Source organism: Streptomyces sp. NPDC001933 (assembly GCF_042890955.1).
Taxonomy (GTDB): Bacteria; Actinomycetota; Actinomycetes; order Streptomycetales; family Streptomycetaceae; genus Streptomyces.
The window spans coordinates 345022-367008 of the sequence record NZ_JBIASS010000006.1 but is presented as its reverse complement, the minus strand read 5'-3'; the positions used below and the strand labels follow the sequence as shown (position 1 = coordinate 367008).

General features: G+C 71.8%; 19 protein-coding genes and 2 tRNA genes. 10 read left to right on the top strand and 11 right to left on the bottom strand.

Annotated elements, in window-relative coordinates; all coding sequences use genetic code 11:
• The first annotated feature begins 40 nt into the window (after positions 1-40).
• Together ACFYY7_RS18085 and ACFYY7_RS18080 are read left to right on the top strand one after the other, a co-directional pair.
• A complete protein-coding gene (locus ACFYY7_RS18085) occupies positions 41-907 on the top strand; it encodes an RNA polymerase sigma factor SigF (protein WP_266731161.1) in 867 nt (288 codons plus the stop codon).
• A gap of 67 nt (positions 908-974) precedes the next feature.
• On the top strand, positions 975-1766 hold the full coding sequence (locus tag ACFYY7_RS18080; protein ID WP_388662518.1) for a hypothetical protein: 792 nt from the start codon (positions 975-977) through the stop codon (positions 1764-1766).
• Positions 1767-1806: 40 nt separating this feature from the next.
• Here the strand turns inward: ACFYY7_RS18080 and ACFYY7_RS18075 are convergent, their stop codons facing one another.
• Positions 1807-2019 (bottom strand): hypothetical protein, encoded by a 213-nt coding sequence (locus ACFYY7_RS18075; protein ID WP_358940868.1) that lies wholly within the window; start codon positions 2017-2019, stop codon positions 1807-1809.
• A gap of 519 nt (positions 2020-2538) precedes the next feature.
• On the opposite strand from ACFYY7_RS18075, the gene ACFYY7_RS18070 reads away from it, so the two are divergent.
• The 4 genes from ACFYY7_RS18070 to ACFYY7_RS18055 all read left to right on the top strand — a co-directional run bounded on the left by ACFYY7_RS18070 (position 2539) and on the right by ACFYY7_RS18055 (position 7130).
• Positions 2539-3060 (top strand): MarR family winged helix-turn-helix transcriptional regulator, encoded by a 522-nt coding sequence (locus ACFYY7_RS18070; RefSeq protein ID WP_388662516.1) that lies wholly within the window; start codon positions 2539-2541, stop codon positions 3058-3060.
• Between the two features lie 23 nt (positions 3061-3083).
• Positions 3084-5573: an MFS transporter gene (locus ACFYY7_RS18065; RefSeq protein WP_388662515.1), complete on the top strand. Its 2490-nt coding sequence runs from the start codon at positions 3084-3086 to the stop codon at positions 5571-5573.
• 165 nt (positions 5574-5738) lie between these two features.
• Positions 5739-6554: a YceI family protein gene (locus ACFYY7_RS18060; RefSeq protein ID WP_388662513.1), complete on the top strand. Its 816-nt coding sequence runs from the start codon at positions 5739-5741 to the stop codon at positions 6552-6554.
• A gap of 105 nt (positions 6555-6659) precedes the next feature.
• Positions 6660-7130, top strand: coding sequence for a PPOX class F420-dependent oxidoreductase (locus ACFYY7_RS18055; protein WP_351260263.1), 471 nt, complete (start codon positions 6660-6662; stop codon positions 7128-7130).
• Positions 7131-7267: 137 nt separating this feature from the next.
• Here ACFYY7_RS18055 and ACFYY7_RS18050 read toward each other — a convergent pair whose 3' ends face one another.
• Positions 7268-8026, bottom strand: coding sequence for a TetR/AcrR family transcriptional regulator (locus ACFYY7_RS18050; RefSeq protein WP_388662511.1), 759 nt, complete (start codon positions 8024-8026; stop codon positions 7268-7270).
• 100 nt (positions 8027-8126) lie between these two features.
• Positions 8127-9656 (bottom strand): MFS transporter, encoded by a 1530-nt coding sequence (locus tag ACFYY7_RS18045; RefSeq protein ID WP_388662510.1) that lies wholly within the window; start codon positions 9654-9656, stop codon positions 8127-8129.
• 266 nt (positions 9657-9922) lie between these two features.
• Between ACFYY7_RS18045 and ACFYY7_RS18040 the strand changes: the two genes are divergently transcribed.
• Positions 9923-10681: an endonuclease/exonuclease/phosphatase family protein gene (locus ACFYY7_RS18040; protein ID WP_388662683.1), complete on the top strand. Its 759-nt coding sequence runs from the start codon at positions 9923-9925 to the stop codon at positions 10679-10681.
• Positions 10682-10684: 3 nt separating this feature from the next.
• Here ACFYY7_RS18040 and ACFYY7_RS18035 read toward each other — a convergent pair whose 3' ends face one another.
• The 6 genes from ACFYY7_RS18035 to ACFYY7_RS18010 all read right to left on the bottom strand — a co-directional run bounded on the left by ACFYY7_RS18035 (position 10685) and on the right by ACFYY7_RS18010 (position 18464).
• Positions 10685-12865 (bottom strand): glycosyltransferase family 39 protein, encoded by a 2181-nt coding sequence (locus ACFYY7_RS18035; protein WP_388662508.1) that lies wholly within the window; start codon positions 12863-12865, stop codon positions 10685-10687.
• Complete coding sequence (locus ACFYY7_RS18030; RefSeq protein ID WP_388662506.1) at positions 12862-14205, bottom strand: glycosyltransferase; 1344 nt, start codon at positions 14203-14205, stop codon at positions 12862-12864. The genes ACFYY7_RS18035 and ACFYY7_RS18030 overlap by 4 nt, the downstream gene beginning before the upstream one ends.
• A 26-nt stretch (positions 14206-14231) precedes the next feature.
• A complete protein-coding gene (locus tag ACFYY7_RS18025) occupies positions 14232-15800 on the bottom strand; it encodes a sensor histidine kinase (RefSeq protein ID WP_388662505.1) in 1569 nt (522 codons plus the stop codon).
• Positions 15793-16533, bottom strand: a complete 741-nt coding sequence (locus ACFYY7_RS18020; protein ID WP_351260251.1) for a response regulator transcription factor — start codon at positions 16531-16533, stop codon at positions 15793-15795. The genes ACFYY7_RS18025 and ACFYY7_RS18020 overlap by 8 nt, the downstream gene beginning before the upstream one ends.
• 87 nt (positions 16534-16620) lie before the next feature.
• Entirely contained in the window at positions 16621-17499 is an 879-nt protein-coding gene (locus ACFYY7_RS18015) for an amidohydrolase family protein (RefSeq protein ID WP_388662503.1), read from the bottom strand.
• 77 nt (positions 17500-17576) lie between these two features.
• On the bottom strand, positions 17577-18464 hold the full coding sequence (locus ACFYY7_RS18010) for a DUF2797 domain-containing protein (RefSeq protein WP_388662501.1): 888 nt from the start codon (positions 18462-18464) through the stop codon (positions 17577-17579).
• 134 nt (positions 18465-18598) lie between these two features.
• On the opposite strand from ACFYY7_RS18010, the gene ACFYY7_RS18005 reads away from it, so the two are divergent.
• The 3 genes from ACFYY7_RS18005 (at position 18599) to gap (ending at position 21297) form a co-directional block, all read left to right on the top strand.
• The gene (locus ACFYY7_RS18005) at positions 18599-19165 is read left to right on the top strand and encodes a hypothetical protein (RefSeq protein WP_388662499.1); all 567 of its coding nucleotides are present in this window, start codon (positions 18599-18601) and stop codon (positions 19163-19165) included.
• Between the two features lie 72 nt (positions 19166-19237).
• Positions 19238-20191 (top strand): GlxA family transcriptional regulator, encoded by a 954-nt coding sequence (locus ACFYY7_RS18000; RefSeq protein ID WP_388662498.1) that lies wholly within the window; start codon positions 19238-19240, stop codon positions 20189-20191.
• Between the two features lie 107 nt (positions 20192-20298).
• Positions 20299-21297 carry a type I glyceraldehyde-3-phosphate dehydrogenase gene (gap, locus tag ACFYY7_RS17995; protein WP_388662496.1) on the top strand — a complete coding sequence of 333 codons (999 nt, stop codon included), beginning with the start codon at positions 20299-20301 and terminating at the stop codon, positions 21295-21297.
• Between the two features lie 113 nt (positions 21298-21410).
• On the opposite strand, the gene ACFYY7_RS17990 is transcribed toward gap, so the two are convergent.
• Together ACFYY7_RS17990 and ACFYY7_RS17985 are read right to left on the bottom strand one after the other, a co-directional pair.
• Positions 21411-21483, bottom strand: a tRNA-Arg gene (locus tag ACFYY7_RS17990).
• 228 nt (positions 21484-21711) lie between these two features.
• Positions 21712-21802, bottom strand: a tRNA-Ser gene (locus ACFYY7_RS17985).
• Positions 21803-21987: the final 185 nt, after the last annotated feature.

Sequence of the window (21987 nt, the reverse complement as noted above, 5' to 3'; positions counted from 1 at the left end):
CGCGGCTCGACGCGACCGTCCGCGACCTCAAGGGGGTGGCATGTCCGCAGAACAGGGCAGCTCGAAGGTGCTCACGCTCACGAAGAGCGAACCAGCACCCGTTGTGCTCACCAGCTCGCCGGAAGCCATCGACACCCGCACTCTGTCCCGCTCCCTGTTCCTGCGGCTCGCCGCGCTGGGGCCCGCACCCGGCCCGGATGGAACGGACAGTCCGGAGCGTGCCTACGTACGGGACACACTCATCGAGCTCAACCTCCCACTGGTGCGGTACGCCGCGGCACGGTTCCGCAGCCGCAACGAACCGATGGAGGACATCGTCCAGGTCGGCACGATCGGCCTGATCAAGGCGATCGACCGGTTCGACTGCGAGCGGGGCGTGGAGTTCCCGACGTTCGCGATGCCGACCGTCGTCGGAGAGATCAAGCGGTTCTTCCGCGACACCTCGTGGTCGGTGCGTGTCCCGCGCCGGCTCCAGGAGCTGCGGCTCGCGCTGACCAAGACCAGCGACGAGCTCGCGCAGAAGCTCGACCGCTCGCCGACCGTGCCCGAGCTGGCCAAGGCGCTCGGGGTCTCCGAGGAGGACGTGGTCGACGGGCTGGCCGTCGGCAACGCCTACACCGCCTCCTCGCTGGACTCGCCCTCGCCCGAGGACGACGGCGGCGAGGGCTCCCTCGTGGACCGGCTCGGCTACGAGGACTCGGCCCTGGAAGGCGTCGAGTACCGCGAATCGCTCAAGCCGCTGCTGGCCAAGCTCCCGCCGCGCGAGCGCCAGATCATCATGCTGCGGTTCTTCGCCAACATGACCCAGTCGCAGATCGGCGAGGAGGTCGGCATCTCGCAGATGCACGTCTCGCGCCTGCTGACCCGTACGCTCGCCCAGCTCAGGGAAGGACTCATCGCCGACTGACCGCCGTGGACTCCCGTACCGGAGCACAGGGGTTCCGATTTGACGGACCGTCAGCCACACTGGCGCGATGCGACGTCAGATGCTCGGCTCGAACGGCCGCCGGGGCACCGTGATCGCCGCCTCGGCGGCTGTGCTGTGTCTGGGTGGCGTGCTGGCCGCCTGCGGCGGAGGCGCGACGGACGAGGGCTACGTGGCGCTCGGCGCGGCGGGAACGGACACCGGGAGAACGCCGGGCGGGGCGGTGGCGCCGTCGGGGAAGGTGACGCTGATCCCGCTGGACCGGGACGGGAAGGGCCGCGACCCGGATGGTGACCGCGGCCGCGATTCCGGCGCGGGGCGCCGACCCGGCGAGAGCCGCGATCCCGGCAGCGGTGATGGCGGGGGTGGGGGAGGCCGGTCTCGTGGCTCCGGGGACACCACCGGTGCGGCTCCCGGGCCGTCCGGCTCGCCTGCCGCACCCGGCACACCCTCCGCACCCGGCACATCCGGACCCGGAGGCGGATCCACCGGGCCCGTGACCCCTTCTGCGCCCGGATCCGGCACACCCGCAGGGCCCGCCGTGCTGGCGGTGGGCGACCCCGTGCGGGCGGCCGCGGACAAGCGCTGGTGCGAGAAGGTGACCGTGGAGTTCCGGAACACCGGAGGATCACCGGCGCGGGCGGGGACCGTCACCTTCGCCACGCATGTGATCGGCGCGCTGGGGGTCGACTGGGCGACCATCGAGTCGACCGGGCCACTGCCCGCGCCGATCGGCGCGGGAGCGGCGCGGACGGGGACGTACACCGTCTGTGTGGACGCCTGGCGGGTGCCCCTGGGGATGCATGTCGAGACCCGGGACGTGACCGCCGTATTGAAGTGACGGGTGGATGGGGGCGGGGTTCGGTGACCGGCGGCGCCGGTCAGCCGAGCGCGAGCCAGGCGACCGCCGCGAGGGCGACGATCACCACGACGACGGCGGCGATCACCCCGACGCGCGGTCCGGACGAGGCGGCGGGCGGCTGCTGACGGCGCTGCGGCTCGCCCTCGTCGACGAAGGCGCGGAACATCTGGGTGCTGCCGGCCGGGTCGTGGTTGCCCTCGGGGCCCTGCGGGGCGTGGGGGTTATGTGCCATGGGCCAGGACCCTAGCGAACTCGGCGTTGCGGCCCAACCCCCGGGTCGGGGAAGGGCCGAGGCCAGGGCCGGGGGCCGTGGAGGAAGTGGCTGGTACGCCGCTGCCGAGCGGGGTCCTGCGCAGTGGGCCGCGGGGGTGTGCCGGGGCGGATTCAGGCACGTACACAGGCCAGTTGCGGGATCCGGCGCGGGCGGCTTGCGGCAACTCGCTCTGCCTGTGCGGCACTTGCGGTGCGCGCCGCTCCCGCGCGGGGCATGCGGGGCGCTCACCGCGCACACGGAGTGCTCGCCCCTTCACGCAGCGCCCCCCGTCCGGAGCGGGCCCCATCCGCCCCGCCTGTGGCATGACACACACCCCGCACCACCCGCACCCCGCACGCTGGGGCTTTGACCCGAGCCGTACACACCCTTTTGCTTTCCTTTACTTCTGCAAGCCTCTTTTCGTTTGCCTGCAGCAACCAACGGCTTCTATGGTTGCCCTAAGCAACAAGATGCACCGGTGAGATGTCTGGGGGTCCCATGGCCGCACGGAGTCAGTACGAAGAACTGGCCCGGCAGCTGAGCGCCGTAGGGGCTGTCAAAAGGGGTCTCGCCCGTATCCTGCCCGCCGAATGTCCGGGTGGCTCCGCCGCCGTGCTGGCTCTTCTCAGGCAGCACGGCGAGATCCGGATCACCCGGCTGGCCGAGCTGATGGACGTCGACATGTCGGTGACCAGCCGTCATGTCGCCCATGTGGCAGAGCGTGGCTGGATCGAACGGTCCCCTGATCCGGCGGACAAGCGGTCCCGCATCCTGCGGCTGACCCCCGACGGACACGACGTGCTCGGCGACCTGAACCGGCGGACCACCGAGATGATCGCCCACAACCTCTCCGACTGGTCGGACGACGATGTCGGCCAGCTCAACACGCTGTTGGCCCGGCTGCGCGACAGTTTCGTCTGTCGCGCGCCCAGCGGGTGCGGCCCCGGAAAGCACAGCGGCGACTGCCGTTCCCGGCACCCCCACAGTGACAACGCCGCACACACCCGTACACCTGTGTAACAGAAGCAAAGACAAGGACTTAAATGGCTACGACCACACCAACCGGTGTGCGGGGCGGCCACGCCAAGCACGGGGGATCCTCCGATTCCTCGTCCGGCGCGCCGATGACACACCGGCAGATCATGGAGGCGCTGGCCGGGCTCATGCTCGGCATGTTCGTCGCGATCCTGTCGTCGACCGTCGTCTCGAACGCACTGCCCGAGATCATCTCCGACCTCGGCGGCGGCCAGAGCGCCTACACCTGGGTGGTCACGGCCTCGCTGCTGGCGATGACCGCCACCACCCCCCTGTGGGGCAAGCTCTCCGACCTGTTCAGCAAGAAGCTGCTGGTCCAGATAGCCCTGATCATCTACGTCGCGGGCTCGGTCGTCGCCGGTATGTCGACCAGCAGCGGCATGCTGATCGCCTGCCGTGTCGTCCAGGGCATCGGCGTCGGCGGTCTCTCCGCCCTCGCGCAGATCGTGATGGCGGCGATGATCGCCCCGCGTGAGCGCGGTCGCTACAGCGGATACATCGGTGCGGTGTTCGCCGTCGCCACCGTCGGTGGACCGCTGCTCGGCGGTGTCATCACCGACACCAGCTGGATGGGCTGGCGCTGGTGCTTCTACGTCGGCGTCCCGTTCGCCGTCATCGCGCTGATCGTGCTCCAGAAGACGCTGAAGCTCCCGGTCGTGAAGCGTGAGGTCAAGGTCGACTGGTGGGGCGCGTTCTTCATCAGCGCCGCCGTGTCGCTGCTGCTCGTCTGGGTGACCTTCGCGGGCGACAAGTACGACTGGCTGTCCTGGCAGACCGCCGCGATGGTCATCGGTTCCCTCGTGCTCACCGGGATCTTCGTCGCCGTCGAGTCCAGGGCCAGCGAGCCGATCATCCCGCTGCGCCTCTTCCGTAACCGCACCATCACGCTGGCCTCGCTGGCCTCGCTGTTCGTCGGTATCGCGATGTTCGCGGGCACCGTCTTCTTCAGCCAGTACTTCCAGCTGGCGCGCGGCAAGTCGCCGACGATGTCGGGCGTCATGACGATCCCCATGATCGCGGGTCTGTTCGTCTCCTCGACCGTCTCCGGCCAGATCATCACCAAGACCGGCCGCTGGAAGGCCTGGCTGGTCAGCGGTGGCTTCCTGGTCACCGCCGGGCTCGGGCTGCTGGGCACCATCCGGTACGACACGGAGTACTGGCACATCGCGGTCTACATGGCCGTCATGGGTCTCGGCATCGGCATGATGATGCAGAACCTGGTGCTCGCCACGCAGAACCAGGTCGCCCCGTCCGACCTCGGTTCGGCCAGCTCCGTCGTGACCTTCTTCCGTTCCCTCGGTGGTGCGATCGGCGTCTCGGCGCTGGGCGCCGTCATGGCGAACCGCGTCACCCACTACGTCAAGGACGGTCTCGCGGAGCTCGGCCCCAAGGGTGCGGCCATGGGCCACGGCGGTACCGGCGGCGGGGGCATCCCCGACCTGGACAAGCTGCCCGCGCCGATCCGTACGGTCGTGGAGAGCGCCTACGGGCACGGTGTCGGCGATGTCTTCCTGTACGCCGCTCCGGCAGCGCTGATCGCCTTCCTGATCACGATCTTCATCAAGGAGGTCGCCCTGAAGACCAACGCTTCGAGCGAGGCCCCGGCCACGGCCGAGACCCCGGCCATCGAGGCGGTCGAGGCTCCGGCCGCCGTCGCGCCGGTCTCCCAGGCGGCCGCCACCGCCACGGCCACCTCGGTCGACACTCTGGAGGCCCCCGTCGCCACCCTGCACGGCACGTCCGTGCGCGGTGTGGTGCGCGGTGCCGAGGGCGCGCCCGTCGCACGGGCCGCCGTCACGCTGATCTCGCTGGCCGGCCGGCAGCTGGGGCGCTCCGTCGCCCAGGCCGACGGCAGCTACGGTCTGGACGCGCCGGGCTCGGGCTCCTACGTCCTGATCGCCTCCGCCGACGGCTTCCAGCCGCAGGCGTCCACGGTGGTCGTCGGTGACGAGCCGCTCGTGTACGACATCCTGCTCTCCGGTACGAGCGGACTGGCCGGCGTCGTGCGCGCCGCGGAGACCGCCGCCCCGGTGGACGGCGCCATGGTCATCGTGACCGATGTGCGCGGCGATGTGCTGGCCACCGGCAAGTCCGGCGAGGCGGGCGAGTTCACCTTCGGCGAGTTGGTCCCCGGTTCGGTGACCGTCGCGGTGAACGCCGCAGGCTTCCGTCCGCTGGCGCTGCCGGTGGAGATCGGCGGCCAGGGCGTCACCCGGATCGAGGCCGCGCTGCAGTCCGGCGCGCTGGTCCAGGGTGTCGTGCGGGCCGGTTCCGCGCGGCGGCCGCTGCCGGACGCCCGGGTCACGCTGGTCGACGCGGCGGGCAATGTGGTCGCCACCTCGACGACCGGGGAGGACGGGGCGTACGCCTTCACCGACCTGGACGCGGGCGAGTACTCGGTCATCGCGACCGGCTACCCGCCGGTGGCGAGCGCGCTGACCGTCGCCGGTCGCGGTGCCGACGGCCACGACATCGAGCTCGCTCACCCCGGCGAGTGATCAGCGAGTAATCACAGACCCCTGGCGGGTCGGCGTTTCGAGCGGAGACGCTGTACCGGCCGGTGGAAATGGGCCCCGGTGGCGGGGACGGCAGGCAGGGGACGGCCTGCCGTCCCCGCCCCGGGGCCCGACTCATTGAGTCATTGAGCAAGGAGAGAGAACGGGATGGGACTTCGCGCACAGGTACGGACGCGGGACGGCTGGGCGGTCCAGCACGCCGTCGTGACGGTCACCGACATGACCGGCACGCAGGTGCTGCGGGCCAGTGCCGACGAGGACGGGGCGGTGCGGACCGACACTCCGCTCCAGGCCGGCGCCTACACGGTGATCGTCACGGCGGTCGGGTACGCCCCCGCCGCCTCCACCGCCCTCGTCACGGCGAGCGGGCGGGTCGAGGCCGGCACGGTGGTGCTGGCCCGCCAGGGCGGCGTGGAGCTGCCGCCGCCGGGCGCCTGGTCGCTGGACCCGGCGCACTCCTCGGTGGCCGCGGTCGCGCAGCACCTGGGGATCTCCAGCGTGCACGGCCGGTTCACCGAGTTCAGCGGCCGGATCGAGATCTCGGAGGAGGTCCACCGGTCCCGGGTCGACGCCGTCATCAGCGCGGAGAGCATCGACACCGGCAACGGCATGCGCGACAAGCACCTGCGGTCGCCCGACTTCCTCGACTCGGACCGCTTCCCCGAGATCACGTTCCGCTCCATCGGGCTCACCCCCGCCGGCCCCGACCGCTGGACCGTCCACGGCCAGCTGTCGATGCACGGGGTCGAACGCCCGGTCGACCTGAACCTGAGCTACCTCGGCACGGGCCCGGACCCGTGGGGCGGGGTGCGTGCGGCCTTCAGCGCCACGGCGGAGCTGCGCCGCGAGGACTTCGCCATGAACTACAACCAGGTGGTGCAGGCGGGCATCTCGGCGATCGGTACGACGCTGCGGGTGGAGCTCGACATCCAGGCCGTGCAGGGCGAGTCCCTGCCGTCGTAGCCGGCGTGCGGGGTGAGTCCCGGCCGCTGCGCTCGCCGCGCGGGGTGATGCCCTGCCGTCCTGGTCGGCGTGCGGGGTGGGTGACTGCCGTCATAGTCTGCGGACATGGCACCCAATATCGCGACGAACACGGCCGTGGAACTCGACGAGTTGCTGGCCTTCGTACGGCCCAGGCACCGGGCGATCCTGCTGACCACCCGGTCCGACGGCCGCCCCCAGGGCTCCCCGCTGACCTGCGGGGTGGACGACGCGGGCCGGATCGTCGTCTCGACGTACCCCGAGCGGGCCAAGACCCGCAACGCGAAGCGGGACGCGCGGGTCAGCGTGATCGTGCTGTCGGACGACTGGAACGGGCCGTGGGTCCAGGTCGACGGGTCGGCCGAGGTGATCGACTCGCCGGAGTCGGTCGAACCTCTCGTCGAGTACTTCCGGAACATCTCGGGTGAGCACCCGGACTGGGACGAGTACCGGGCGGCGATGGTGAAGCAGGGGAAGTCGATCATCCGGATCACTCCGGAGCGGTGGGGGCCGATCGCCACCGGCGGCTTCCCGGCCCGTCTGGCGTCCGACGGCTGACCACGCGGGCAGGAGATCAAGGAGAAGGGGCGGGGGGGGGGGGGGGGGGGGCCCCCCCCCCCCCCCCCCGCCCCTCGGCCGTCCCGCGCGGCCCCTCAGCGATCCCGCGGCGCCACTCAGCGGTCCCGCACCGCCCCTCAGCGGTCCCGCATCGCCTCGATGCCCGCGATCAGCAGGTCCAGGGCGAAGGCGAAGTCCCGGTCGCGCATCTCCTCGACCGTGTCGCCGCCGCGCGCGTCCATCACTTCCTGCGAGGACGCCATGATGTCGCTGAGATGCGGCTGGTCGCGGATCGTGGCCATCGCCTGCTGGTAGTACTGCTCCTGGCTGAGTCCCGCAGCCGCGCTGCGCTGCGCGAAGTGGCCCTCGACCGTGCCGAATCCGTACACGAACTGGAAGACCGCGGAGAGCGCGCCGGTCTGGCGTTCCAGCGGCAGGCCGGTCGCCCGGATCACGTCCTGGACGGCGTACGACATCAGCATCGCGTGCGGGCCGATGTTGAGGAAGTGCCCGGCGAGCATCGACACCCAGACATGCCGGACGAGCAGCTCCCGGTACTCGGTGGCCAGCCCGCGCAGCCGGTCGTGCCAGTGAGCGTCCTCCTTCGGAGGCGTGAACTCGCTGTAGACCGAGTCCAGGGCCAGTTCCAGCAGGTCGTCCTTGGTGTCCACGTACCAGTACAGGGACATCGCGGTGACGTCGAGCTCGGCGGCGAGCCTGCGCATGGAGAACTTGGCGAGCCCCTCGGCGTCCAGCAGCCGGACCGAGGTCGCGGTGATCCTCTCCCGGTCCAGGCCCGCCGCCTGGTCCGGTTTGCGGGTGCGCGACGGTGTCCGCTGATCCAGCCACACGCTGGTCCTGGCGGGGTTCTTCACACGGTCGGCCGCGGACACCATGGCGCACTCTCCTCGTCTTGCCGGCGGGGCGGACCGGCCGCGTACGCGTGAACCGCGCGCGGAACGGATCCGTTACGGTCCGGCGCGCCCCTCCCCGATGCTATGCCGCCGCGTCGGTGCCGGTGGTGTCCGCACGGGTGGATTCCGTCCGCTCCGCACGGCGCAGCAGCACGGCGGCGAGCAGGCCGCCGACCAGCACCGCGACCGCTCCGAAGAGCTGGCTGGTCTCCAGCCCCGAGGCGAAGGCGTCGGTGATCCGGGCCTTCTCCCCGGCGTCGGCCGCCGAGGCGAGCGCGGCGGGCAGCGAGGCCGCCCCGACCGCCGCCGGCACCAGCGCCGCGAACCGCGAGTTGAGCACCGCGCCGAGGACGGCGACCCCCAGGCCGTTGCCGAACTCGGCGAGGGTGCCGTTGACCCCGGCGCCCACCCCCGCCTTCTCCGGCGGAATGGCGCTCATGATCGCGTTGGCCATGGCGGGCATGGCGAGCGCGATGCCCGCGCCCATGACGACCAGGCCGAGCAGCATGCCGCCGTAACCGTCGCCGCCGAGCAGCGCGATCGCGGCCAGGCCCGCGGCCAGCAGGCTCATCCCGGACGCGATGGTGACCGGCGTTCCCAGCTTGGGCACCAGCCTGGCGCCCAGTCCGGTGAGGTTGAGCGCGACGACGCTCAGCGCCAGCGGAGCTGTGCGCAGACCGGCCTCCAGCGGCCCGTAGCCGAGCACGAACTGGAGCTGCTGGGTGAGCAGGAAGAGCGAGCCGCCCATCCCGAAGGCGACCAGGATCGCGCCCGCGACCGCCCCGATGAACTTCTGGTTCCGGAAGAAGTGCATGTCGAGCATCGGGTACGGGATGTGCAGCTCCCACAGCACGAATCCGGTGAGGACGGCGACCCCGACGAAAGCGGTCAGCAGCACCTGCCCCGACGTCCAGCCGTGTCCCGGGCCGGAGATGATCGCGTACACGACGGATGCCATGCCGATGGTGGACAGCAGCGCGCCGAACAGGTCGGGGCGCTCGCCGCCGGCACTCCTGGACTCCGGGACGAGCCGGGCCACGGCGACCAGTCCGACGACCGCGACCGGGATGTTGATCAGGAAGATCGCGCCCCACCAGAAGTGGTCGAGCATCACTCCGCCGATCAGCGGACCGACGGCGAATCCGAGCGAGCTGACGGTCGACCAGATGCCGATCGCCTTGACGCGCTCGGTCTCGTCGAAGATCTGCACGACGACGGCGAGCGTCGTGGTCATGAGCAGCGCACCGCCGATGCCCATGCCCGCGCGGGCGGCGATCAGCTGTGCGGACGTCTGGGCCAGCCCGGCCACCAGCGAGCCGATGCCGAACAGGGCGAGCCCGGCCATCAGCATCTTCTTGCGGCCGTAGCGGTCGGCGGAGCTGCCGGCCGTGAGCAGCAGGCCCGACTGGACCAGCGAATAGGCGTTGATCATCCACTGCACATCGGCGGTGGATGCGTCCAGCTCCCGGGTGAGGGAGGGGATCGCGACGTTGAGAACGGTGTTGTCGAGCAGCACGGTGAGCTGCGCGAGACAGATGACGCCGAGGATCAGCCAGCGTTGCGGATGGCTCGGCGACGAGAGGTGGTTCTGCTCGGCGGCGGTCGCCGTCATACGGACTCCTGATCCCTTATACGGTGTACGGGTAGCAAGCGCTGTACACCGTATAGCTAGTCCTGTACGGCGTACAACACAATTTCGCTTTCCGCTCCGTACGGCCGTGGTGCGGTCGCGGTACGGTGCTCGCCGCTGATCCGACAAGGGCTGGAGTGGTATGACACTGCGTCGCCGTACGGTGGAAGTGCTGGTCGCGGCAGGGCTGTTGGGGGGGCGTCCTCGTGCCGCCCGCGACGGCGGCGGGCCAGGGGCACGGGCAGTCGGTGCCGCTGCGGGTGGCCACGTACAACATCCATGCGGGCGCCGGCATGGACAACGTCTTCGATCTCGACCGGCAGGCCGCCGAGCTGCGCTCGCTGGACGCCGATGTGATCGGGCTCCAGGAGGTCGACGTCCACTGGGGCGATCGCAGTCAGTGGCGCGACCTGGCGGGCGAGCTGGCCGAGCGGCTGGGCATGGCGGTGTCGTTCGCCCCGATCTACCGCCTCGATCCGGCGGCGCCGGGTGCGCCGATGCGGGAGTTCGGCGTCGCGGTGCTGTCCCGGTACCCGATCGTGAGCGCCGAGAACCACGACATCACCCGGCTCTCCACCCAGGACCCGAACCCGGTCCCGGCACCCGCGCCCGGCTTCGGTGAGGTGGTGCTGCGGGTGAAGGGGCTGCCCGTGCACGTGTACGCGACGCACCTCGACTACCGCGGCGACCCGTCCGTCCGGATCGCCCAGGTGGCCGACACCCGCCGGATCATGGCCGAGGACCGGGCGGCGGGACGGAAGCCGGTGCGGCAGATCCTGCTCGGCGACCTCAACGCGGCACCGGCCGCGCCGGAACTCGCCCCGCTGTGGCAGGAGCTCACGGACGTGGAGCCCGGCGGTCCCACGTACCCGGCACTCGATCCGGTGCAGCGGATCGACTACGTGGCGGTGTCGAAGGACACGGTGCGGGTACGCGACGCGGCGGTGGCCGAGACGCTTGCCTCGGACCACCGCCCCGTCGTCGCCGACCTGTCGCTGCGGCGCTGAGCCTCAGCCGTTCTCCTTCGACCGGGTCAGGTCGTAGAAGGTGGCGCTGCCGGCCGTGACCTCCTTGAAGTTCTTCTCCACCCAGGAGGAGATCTGCGAGGAGGTGCCGTTGCCGCCGCCTCCCCCGCCCATGCCGCCCGCGATGAAGTAGTGGATCCTCCCGTCCTCGACGTACTGCTTGAACTGGGCGAGCGTCGGGGACGGGTCGCTCCCGTTGAAGCCGCCGATCGCCATCACGGGGTCGCCGGTGGCGAGTTGGTAGCTGGCGGCGTTCTGCGAGCCGATGGCCGCGGCGGCCCAGGTGTAGTCCCCGGAGTTCTCCTCCAGGAGCTTCTTGGCCTCGGTGCCGACGGACGCGCCGTTGAGCAGCCCGCCCATGCCGCCACCCTGCTCGCCGCCGCCCCCGAAGCCTTCGCCCATGCCGGGCACGGCGGGCACGGCACCGGGCTGCTGCCCGTTCTGCGAGGTGCCGGGCCCGCCCTGCATCCGGCCCTGGCCGGGCGGGGTGCCGGTCGGGGGCTGCCCCATGCCGCCGCCCCGCTGATTGCCCTGCTGGCTCGCCTGCCCCGGGGGCCGCATCCCGCCGCCGGGACCGCCGCGTCCGCCCCCGCCCATGCCGCCGGGGCCGCCCATGCCGCCGCCCGACGGGCCGGCCGTGACGATCGAGCCCTGGTGCCCGGTGTTCAGCGTGCTCACGGCGTACGCGGTCGGCCCGGCCAGCGACGCGGCGAAGCCCAGGCCCACGGCGACGAGCGCCAGCCGCCGCCCCGTCCGGGACGCGAGCAGCAGCCCCAGCGCACCGGCGATCCCGGCGACGAGCACGGCCGTGCGCAGCCACGGCAGGTAGTCCGGGGTCCGCCCCAGCAGCACGTACGCCCAGTACGCCGTCACGGCGACCGTTCCGCCGAGCACGGCACCCGCCCACCAGCGGGACCGCTCCTCCCACAGGACCGTGGCGCCCATGCCGATCAGCGCCGCGAGGTACGGGGCGAGGGCCACCGTGTAGTACTGGTGGAAGATGCCGGCCATGAAGCTGAAGACGACCGCCGTCATCAGCAGCGAGCCGCCCCAGGCGAGGAACGCCGCACGGGCCGTGTCGGTCCGCTTCGCCCGCCAGGTCAGCCAGACGCCCGCGACCAGCAGGATCAGCGCGGCAGGCAGCAGCCAGGAGATCTGGCCGCCGATCTCGGAGTTGAACATCCGGCCGATACCGGTCTCGCCCCACTGGCCCCCGGACCCGCCGCCCGGACCGCCACCGCCGCCGACGCTGCCGGTCTCGTCGCCGTTGATCCGGCCCAGGCCGTTGTAGCCGAAGGTCAGTTCGAGGAAGGAGTTGTTCTGCGAGCCGCCGATGTACGGGCGGGACGAGGCGGGCCACAGTTCGACGATCGCCACCCACCAGCCGCCCGCGACGACCGTCACGAGGGCCGAGAGCCCGAGCTGGCCGAGCCGCCTGCGTACGGAGACGGGCGCGAACACCGCGTACAGCACGGCCAGCGGCGGCAGGATCAAGAACGCCTGCAGGGTCTTCGTCAGGAACGCGAACCCGACCGCCACCCCCGCCCACACCAGCCACTTGGTGCGGCCGCGCTCCATCGCGCGCAGCACGCAGTAGACCGTGACGGTCATCAGCAGCGCCAGCAGCGCGTCCGGGTTGTTGAAGCGGAACATCAGCGCGGTCACCGGCGTGAGCGCGAACACCACCATGGCGATGAGCCCGGCCACGGCGTTGAAACGGCGGCGTACGCCCGCGTACAGCACCCCGGCCGTGGCCACCCCCATCAGCACCTGCGGGAGCAGGATCGCCCAGGAGTTGAGGCCGAGTACCCGCACCGACAGGGCCATCGGCCAGAGGGCGGCCGGGGGCTTGTCGACGGTGATGGCGTTGGCCGCGTCCAGCGAACCGAAGAAGAAGGCCTTCCAGCTCCGGCTGCCCGCCTGCGCGGCGGCGGAGTAGAAGGAGTTGGCGTAGCCGGAGGCGCTGAGGTTCCACAGGTAAGCGCCCGCGATGACCAGCAGCAGCGCGAGAAAGGCCGGCCGCGCCCAGCGCGGGTCCTCGGGCCTGCCCCGCCAAACGCGGTGCGCCAGGGGCCTGTTCGGGCGGCCGTGCGCCTCTGCGGCGGACGGCGCGGGCGCCTGCGCGCCCGGCGGGGCCGGAAGGCGGTCGGGATGCAGCGTGGTCATCGGACGTTCCCCAGTTCGTGGTGAGTGTCATCGCCGTGCCCGGCCGAAGGAGCGGCGGGGGCAACGCCGGCCTCCGGGAGGGCCTCCGCCGCGGCCCGTTCCGGGAAGACCCAGGCACGGAAGAGCAGGAACCGCAGCACCGTCGCCGCGAGGTTGGCCGCGATCAGCACGGCGAGTTCCGTACCGTGCGACGGGGATCCGGAGGCCGCTCCCAGTGCGGCCAGCGATCCGCTGGTCAGCGCGAGGCCGATGGCGAAGACGACCAGGCCCTGCGCCTGGTGGCGTACGGCCCCGCCCCTGCCCCGTACGCCGAAGGTGAGCCTCCGGTTGGCCGCCGTATTGGCGACGGCCGACAGCAGCAGCGCGCCGCCGTTGGCGAGCTGCGGGCCGACGCCCAGCCGGAACAGCGAGTACAGGGCGAGGTAGACGAGCGTGGAGAGCGCGCCGACGACGCAGAACCCGACGAGCTGCCGGGCCAGTCCGCCCGGCACCCCGCTCAGCGCACGGTCGCGCGGATCGTCCCCGAAGGGCCGGGCCAGCCGGTCCAGCGGCAGCGCGCCGACCGCCAGCGCCCGCCCCACCCGCCACACGCCCTTCAGGTCCTCGGTCGCCGTCCGGACGATGTGGACGGTGGAGTCGGGGTCGTCGACCCAGTCGACCGGCACCTCGTGGATGCGCAGCCCGGCGCGTTCGGCGAGCACCAGCAGCTCGGTGTCGAAGAACCACCCCGAGTCCTTCACCATCGGCAGCAGCCGCTCCGCGACATCGCGCCGGATGGCCTTGAACCCGCACTGCGCGTCGCTGAACCGGGCGGCCAGCGACGAGCGGAGGATGAGGTTGTAGGCGCGCGAGATGAACTCCCGCTTCGATCCGCGCACCACCCGCGAACTACGGGCCAGCCGGGAGCCGATGGCCAGGTCGGAGTGGCCCGAGATCAGCGGCGCGACCAGCGGCAGCAGCGCGTTGAGGTCGGTGGACAGATCGACGTCCATGTAGGCCAGGACCGGGGCGTCCGAGCCGGACCAGACGGTGCGCAGCGCCCGCCCCCGGCCCTTCTCCTCCAGCCGGTACGACCGCACCCGGGGCAGCGCCGCCGCGAGCCGGGCCGCCACCTGCGGTGTCCGGTCGGTGGAGGCGTTGTCCGCGACGGTGATCCGGAAGCTGTACGGGAAGGTGCGCGCCAGATGGTCGTGCAGGCGCAGTACGCACGGTTCGAGGTCCTTCTCCTCGTTGTGGACGGGTACCACCACATCGAGTACGGGTGCGCCCGCCGCATCGACCGCTCCGGCGAGGAGGTGGTCCCGGGCCGGCAGAGTGCCCCAGAGAGTGTCGGTTCGCATGGGAGCGACACTCACCAACTCCGCTGTCACGACGGTGTGCTGAGCCTGTCCCCCCGCTGTGAGTACGGACCGGCTGCGGGTTTCACAGGTTCTGCGGGCAGGTGGACGGCGAACACCGTGCGGCCCGGCACCGAGTCCACCTCGGCCCGGCCGCCGTGCGCGGCGACCACGGCCTGCACGATGGCGAGCCCGAGCCCGGTGGAGCCCGCGCTGCGGGAGCGCGAGGCGTCACCGCGCGCGAACCGCTCGAAGACGTGCGGCAGCAGCTCGGACGGAATGCCGGGCCCGTCGTCCTCGACCTCCAGCGTCACCCACGGCCGCCCGGCCGCGCCCCGCACCCGGACCGCGACGGTCGTGCCGGGCGGGGTGTGGGTACGGGCGTTCGCCAGCAGGTTGACCAGCACCTGATGGAGCCGGGTCGGATCGCCGTGCACGGTCGCGGGCTCGTCCGGCAGTTCCAGGCGCCAGTGGTGGCCGCTCTCCCCGGCGGCGCGGGCATCGCTCACCGCGTCGACGACGACCGGGGAGAGGTCGGTGCTCTCCAGGCCGAGCGGGCGTCCGGCGTCCAGCCGGGCGAGCAGCAGCAGATCCTCCACCATGCCCGTCATCCGCTCCGCCTCGGACTCGATCCGCCCCAGGGCGTGCCGGGTGTCGGGGCCGGTCTCCTCGCGGCCGCGCCGGGTCAGTTCGGCGTAGCCGCGGATCGAGGCGAGCGGGGTGCGCAGCTCGTGGCTGGCGTCCGCGACGAACTGCCGTACCCGTGTCTCGCTCTCCTGCCGGGCCTCCAGCGCCGAACCGACGTGGCCCAGCATCCGGTTGAGCGCCGCGCCCACCTGGCCGACCTCGGTACGCGGATCGGCCTGGGCCTGCGGGACCCGCTCCAGGAGGGCCACCTCGCCGCTGTGCAGCGGGAGTTCGGAGACCAGGGTCGCGGTCGCGGCGACCCGGCGCAGCGGGCGCAGCGCGACACCGACGATGGTGGCGCCCGCGAGCCCGGCCGCGATCAGGCCGGCGGCGGTGACGCAGACCTCGACGACGATCAGGGCGGTGAGCGCCGAGCCCACCTCGTCGGCGGGGATGCCGACGAGGACGGTCGTCCCGTGCGGGTCCGTGACCGCCTCCACCCGGCTGGCGCCGAGCCCCGGCAGGTCGACGGTGCGCGGGTCCTGCCCGACGGAGATGTCCGCCGCCGCCAGCGCCCTGCTCTGGGCCGCGGTCATCGGCTGCCCGACGTCCTCGGCCCCGGACCCCGGGGTGGTGGTCTCCACGACCACGCGCGACGAAGTGACCGCGCCGTCCGCCACCACGGCGCCGAAGGCGCCGACGGGCAGCCCGCGCGCGTCCACGAAGGCCAGCGGGTCGAGGCTCCGCGGCACACCGGCGCCGGGCATCGGGCCCCCGCCGGGCGGTTTCGCGGCCCGTACGGCGATGGCGTCCAGCTGGTCGTCGAGCTTGCCGTACATGTAGCTGTGGAAGGCGATGGTGGTGACCGTCCCGATGACCGCGGCGACGACGGCGATCAGCGTGACCGCCGAGACCACCAGCCGGGTCCGCAGCGTCCACGGCCCCCGCCACCTGCGGGGGTGTCTACTCACCGGGCTTGATGAGGTACCCCGCCCCGCGCCGGGTGTGGATCATCGATGACCGTCCCGCGTCGATCTTCTTGCGCAGGTACGAGATGTACAGCTCGACGACGTTCGCCTGCCCGCCGAAGTCGTAGTTCCAGACCCGGTCGAGGATCTGCGCCTTGCTCAGCACCCGCCGCGGATTGCGCATCAGGAAGCGCAGCAGCTCGAACTCGGTCGCGGTGAGGTGGATGGACGTCCCGCCCCGGCTGACCTCGTGGCTGTCCTCGTCGAGCATCAGATCGCCGACGACGAGCGTCGACTCGCTGCGCACCGCCGCCGTGCCCGAGCGCCGGATCAGCCCGCGCAGCCGCGCCACGACCTCCTCCAGGCTGAACGGCTTGGTGACGTAGTCGTCGCCGCCCGCCGTGAGGCCGGCGATCCGGTCCTCCACCGCGTCGCGCGCGGTCAGGAACAGCACGGGGACCTCGGCGAGCTCCCGCCGCAGCCGGCCGAGCACGGCGAAGCCGTCCGTGTCGGGCAGCATCACGTCGAGGATCACCGCGTCGGGCCGGAAGTCGCGCGCCATCCGGACGGCTCCGGCACCGTCCCCGGCGCTGCGCACCTCCCAGCCCTCGTAACGCAGGGCCATGGACAGCAGCTCGGCAAGCGGAGCCTCGTCGTCCACCACCAGTACACGGACCGGGGTGCGGTCCGCCCTCAGCAGTTCCGTACGCCCCTGGGGCGAGGTCGTCGTCGTCATGCCCCAAACCCTGTGGGGCTCCCCTGAAAGGGCCCTTACCCGAATCTGTGAATTCCCTGAGAAAGCGGCAGCACCGCCGCCGGGCCGTCAGCCGATCCCGAACAAGGCGCTCGCGTTCCCGTGACAGACCGCCCGAAGCCAGTCGTCCCCCAGCTCCAGCCGTTCCAGCGCGTGCAGTTGGTGGGCGTACGGGTACGGGATGTTCGGGAAGTCCGTGCCCAGCAGGATCCGGTCCCCGAGCGCGGCGAGCCGCCCCCGCTCGGTGGGCGGGAACGGGCTGAAGTCCTCCGTGAAGTCCGTGAACGCCATCGTCGTGTCGAGCCGCACCTGCGGGTACATCTCCGCCAGCGCCAGGAACTCCCCGTACTCCGGCATCCCCATGTGCGCCACGATCAACGGCAGCCGGGGATGCCGGGCGAGCAGCCGGCCGACCGGCTCCGGGCCGGTGTGCTTGCCGGGCGCCGGCCCCGAGCCGCAGTGCATCACCACCGGGATCCCGGCCTCCGCGAGCAGCCCCCAGACCGGATCGAGCAGCGGGTCGTTGGCGTCGTACGCGCCGACCTGGAGGTGCGACTTGAAGATCCGAGCCCCCGCCTCGACGGCCTCGCGCACGTACCGCTCCACGCCCTCCTCCGGGTAGAAGGTCGCGGTGTGCAGGCAGTCCGGCACCCGGCGGGCGAAGTCGGCCGCCCAGCCGTTCAGCCAGGCGGCCATCCCCGCCTTGTGCGGGTAGAGCATCGAGGTGAACCGGAGCACACCGAACGAACGCAGCAGCGCGAGGCGTTCGTCCTCGTCGCGGCGGTACTCGATCGGCCACTCCATCCCGGTCAGCGGCCCCGCCGAGTCGAAGTACGCCCAGACCTTGGCCAGCACCCGCTCCGGCATGAAATGCGTATGGACATCGATGATCCCGGGCAGCCCCAGCCGCTCCCGGAACCGCACGACGTCGTCGGCGTCACCACTCATCCCGCGCCCCTCCCACCGTTCCCAACCGCCCGCAACGGTCCGTGCCTCACCGCCCGGACCCGACCGGTCCGACGATCTCAGAACAGCCCGCCCTGCACGCCACCGCCCCCGATGTCCGCCACCGGCACCCCCACCCCGGCCCGCGGGTCCGCCGCCACCAGCTCCCACCCGGTCATCAGCCGGGTGTCCAGCACCACGACCCCGTGCGCCTCCGTCGCCAGATGCAGATCGGGCCCGGCCGCCGCCACCAGCCGCCCCGCGACCGCGCCCCCGGCCACCAGCCCGGTGACGGCCCACGCCACCTCCACCGCGCCGTCGAGCCCGAACAGCCCGGCGTGGTCGACCGCCTCGAACGGCAGCCGCTCCAGCGAGTCCGGCCACCCGGCCCCCTCCAGCGCCACGGCCCGCCCGTAGAGCTCCGCCACCTCGGCCCGGCGCTCCGCCGCCCCCGGCAGCGCCCCGCGCACGGCCCGCTTCCTCGCGTACGGAATCCGGTCCGGCACCCCGAGCGCCGACCGCAGCAGCTCCTCGGTCCGCCGGCACGCCATCAGCGGCCCCCGCCCCAGCCAGCTGAACACCACGGCCCCCTGCTCGCGCAGCCGCGCCGCCTCCCGCTGCTCGGCGGTGATCCCGACCTTCACCATCCCCGGCCCGAACCAGGCGAGATACACGCGGTACGTCCTCGGGTCATCGGCGATCGTGTCGGCGGCCACCGAATGCGCCCGGTCCAGCCGCGCGCACTCCGGGCACCGCGCCCCCGTGCTCCGCCCCGATACCACGGCCCCCGCCGGACACGCGTTCCCGCGCGCCCCGACGCACCGCCGCTCCCCCTCGGCCCGGAACCCGAACTCCGCCCCGTACGCCTGCGCACTCCCCCGTACGGCCCCGCCCCGCCGCCAGCCCAGCACGGGCGGCCCCTGCGCGTCCGGCCACCGCAGCCCGGTGCACTGCCACGCCACAGCCATGAACGACCCCCGGAAAGACATTGAGCGATGTCAGTCGACGTTAATGGACGGCCGCGGCAGCTCCGCGCCGGGACGGAAAAACCGGAGGTCGCCGCAGCGCCGCGCCCAGTATTCTGATCAACTGCTTTTCAAACATGACCGGTTGGAGAATCCACGTGTCCGACTCCGGCGACACCCGCACCACCGGCGACCCGGCCGGAAGGACCGATCGCAGCCAGCGAACGGTGATCATCGCGGCTGTCATCACCGCCTCGGCCACGATCGTCGCCGCCGTGATCGCGACAACGGTGGCGGGCGGCCACTCCCCGAAGGCACCCGCCGCCATCACGGCGCCCCCGGCCCCGCAGCACACCTCGCCCACCCCGCACCCCGTGCAGAGCCTGCCGGCCACACCTTCGGCCCCGGCCCCTTCCCCCACGGCCGCCCGCATCATGGCCGCACCGGACTCGGCCGCCGTAGGAGCCACCGTCACGATCACGGGCTCCGGCTTCGCGGCCGGGGAGCAGGTGCGCATCACATTCAACGGAACGTACGGCTCCACACTCGACCTCCGCGACATCACGGCCGGACCGGACGGCGGCTTCGCCGCAGAGGTCACGGTCCCGGAGGACAGCGTCGATTCGGACCAGCAGCAGTCGTTCGAAGTCCGCGGCCTGGACAGCGACGAGCGCGCCGACACCCCGTTCCACATCACGGGCTGAGCCATGTCCGGAAAGTCCCACCTTGCCCGCGCGTGGGGCGTACCGAAGCCACGCCCCGCGTAACCTCTTACTGTGCCCTCCCGTCTGCATCGCGTCGCCGTCCTCGTACTCGAAGGCGCGAAGCCGCTCGATGTGGGAATTCCCGCGCAGGTCTTCACGACCCGCGCGAGCATGCCGTACGAGGTGCGGGTGTGCGGGGCCACACCCGGTCCCGTGGCCGGCGGCGAAGGTCTCGCGTACTACGTCGCCCACGGCCTCGACGCGCTCGCGTGGGCCGACATCGTCTTCGTCCCCGGCTACCGGTTCCCGGACCGCGAAGACCCGCCGCAGGCCGTCGTCGACGCACTGATCGCCGCCCACGACCGGGGCGCGCGGCTCGCCGCCATCTCGACGGGCGCCTTCGCGCTCGCCGCCACGGGCCTGCTCGACGGCAGGCGCGCCACGACGCACTGGCACTACACGCGGGCGCTCATGGCCAGGCATCCGCTCGTCCAGGTCGACGAGAACGTGCTGTTCGTCGACGAGGGCAGCGTGCTCACCTCGGCCGGCGCCGCCTCCGGCATCGACCTGTGCCTGCACATACTGCGCGGCGACCTCGGAGTGGCCGCGTCCAACCACGCGGCCCGGCGCCTGGTCGCCGCCCCCTACCGCAGCGGCGGCCAGGCCCAGTACGTTCCGCGCAGCGTCCCCGAGCCACTCGGCGAGCGGTTCGCCGCCACCCGCGAATGGGCGCTGCACCGGCTCGGCGAGCCCCTCACCCTGGACACACTGGCGCGGCAGGCCGAGGTCTCGCCGCGCACGTTCTCCCGGCGCTTCGTCGAGGACACCGGCTACACGCCGATGCAGTGGGTGATGCGCGCCCGCATCGACCTGGCCCGCGAACTGCTGGAGCGCTCGCAGCGCAGCGTCGAACAGATCGCCGCCGACGTCGGACTCGGCACCGGCGCGAACCTGCGCCTGCACTTCCAGCGCATCCTCGGCACCACCCCGAGCGAGTACCGGCGCACCTTCACCCGGGGGGAGTGACCCGCCCGGCACCGCGTGGCGGGATCCTTTTGAACCATGGCGATCCCGCCACTGTCAGCGGCGCGCGCCTCGGGCGAGCCTGGTGGCGAAGGAAAGGGACATCACTCATGACTCGCATCGCCATCAACGGATTCGGCCGCATCGGACGCAATGTGCTGCGCGCACTCCTGGAGCGCGACAGCGCCCTCGAGATCGTCGCCGTCAACGACCTGACGGAGCCCGCCACTCTCGCCCGGCTGCTCGCCTACGACAGCACGGCCGGCCGGCTCGGACGCCCGGTGTCCGTCGACGGGGACGTCCTCGTCGTGGACGGCCACCGGATCAAGGTGCTGGCCGAGCGCGAACCGGCGCAGCTGCCGTGGGCCGAACTCGGCGTCGACATCGTCCTGGAGGCCACCGGCCGCTTCACCTCGGCCAAGGCCGCCCGCGCCCACCTCGACGCGGGTGCGAAGAAGGTGCTCGTCAGCGCGCCGTCGGACGGCGCCGACGTCACGCTCGCGTTCGGGGTCAACACCGACGCCTACGACCCGGCCGTGCACACGATCGTCTCGAACGCCTCCTGCACCACCAACGCGCTCGCGCCGCTGGCCGCGGTCCTCGACGAACTCGCCGGTATCGAGCACGGGTTCATGACGACGGTGCACGCCTACACGCAGGAGCAGAACCTGCAGGACGGTCCGCACCGCGACGCCCGCCGCGCGCGGGCCGCCGGCGTCAACATCGTGCCGACCACGACCGGCGCCGCCAAGGCGATCGGCCTGGTCCTGCCGAACCTCGAAGGCAAGCTGTCGGGCGACTCGATCCGCGTACCGGTGCCGGTGGGCTCGATCGTGGAACTCAACACGACCGTCGCCCGCGACGTGACGCGCGACGAGGTGCTGGCGGCATACCGCGCCGCGGCAGAGGGGCCGCTCGCCGGCGTCCTCGAGTACTCGGACGACCCGCTCGTGTCGTCCGACATCACGGGCAACCCCGCCTCGTCGATCTTCGACTCGGCCCTCACCCGCGTCGACGGCCGCCACATCAAGGTGGTCGCCTGGTACGACAACGAGTGGGGCTTCTCGAACCGCGTCATCGACACGCTGGAACTCCTCGCCACCCGCTGACCGGACGCCGGGGCGGCACGGCAACGAGCCGTGCCGCCCCGGCCGCGCGCTGCTGCTGTACGGAATAACGCCGAAGGCCCTCAGGATTTCTCCTGAGGGCCTTCGGCTTGCTGTGCACTCGGCAGGATTCGAACCTGCAACCTTCTGATCCGTAGTCAGATGCTCTATCCGTTAAGCTACGAGTGCTTGTGCTTCCCGGTTTTTTCTCCCCGGTCGGCGTTGCGAGAACAACATTACATGACCTGCGCCGTGACGCGAAATCCTTTAGCTCCACCAGCCCTGACCTGCGGAAATACCCTGCGCGACGGTGTCACGCGAACGCTGCCGGGGTCGTTCGGGGCAGCACGGGCGGAGCGTCCGGGTCCGGATACGACCGAAGCCCCGTGCCAGTGGCACGGGGCTTCGGTGATGAAGCGGAGGCGGAGGGATTTGAACCCTCGATGGGCTTTAAGACCCAAACCGCATTAGCAGTGCGGCGCCATAGACCGGACTAGGCGACGCCTCCAGCACACCCCGCGCGAGCGCGAGTGGTGCGTGCAGATGATGACACAGTAGAGCGGTGCGTCACCAATCGATGCCTACGGTACTAGGCAGTCGGCCACGAGGGCAAAGCGTCTGCGGTTGCGCAACGCCGTGGCGTGCGGAGCGTTAGTGAAGACGGGGGCATCGCCCTCCCGTCCTTCCGTCCGT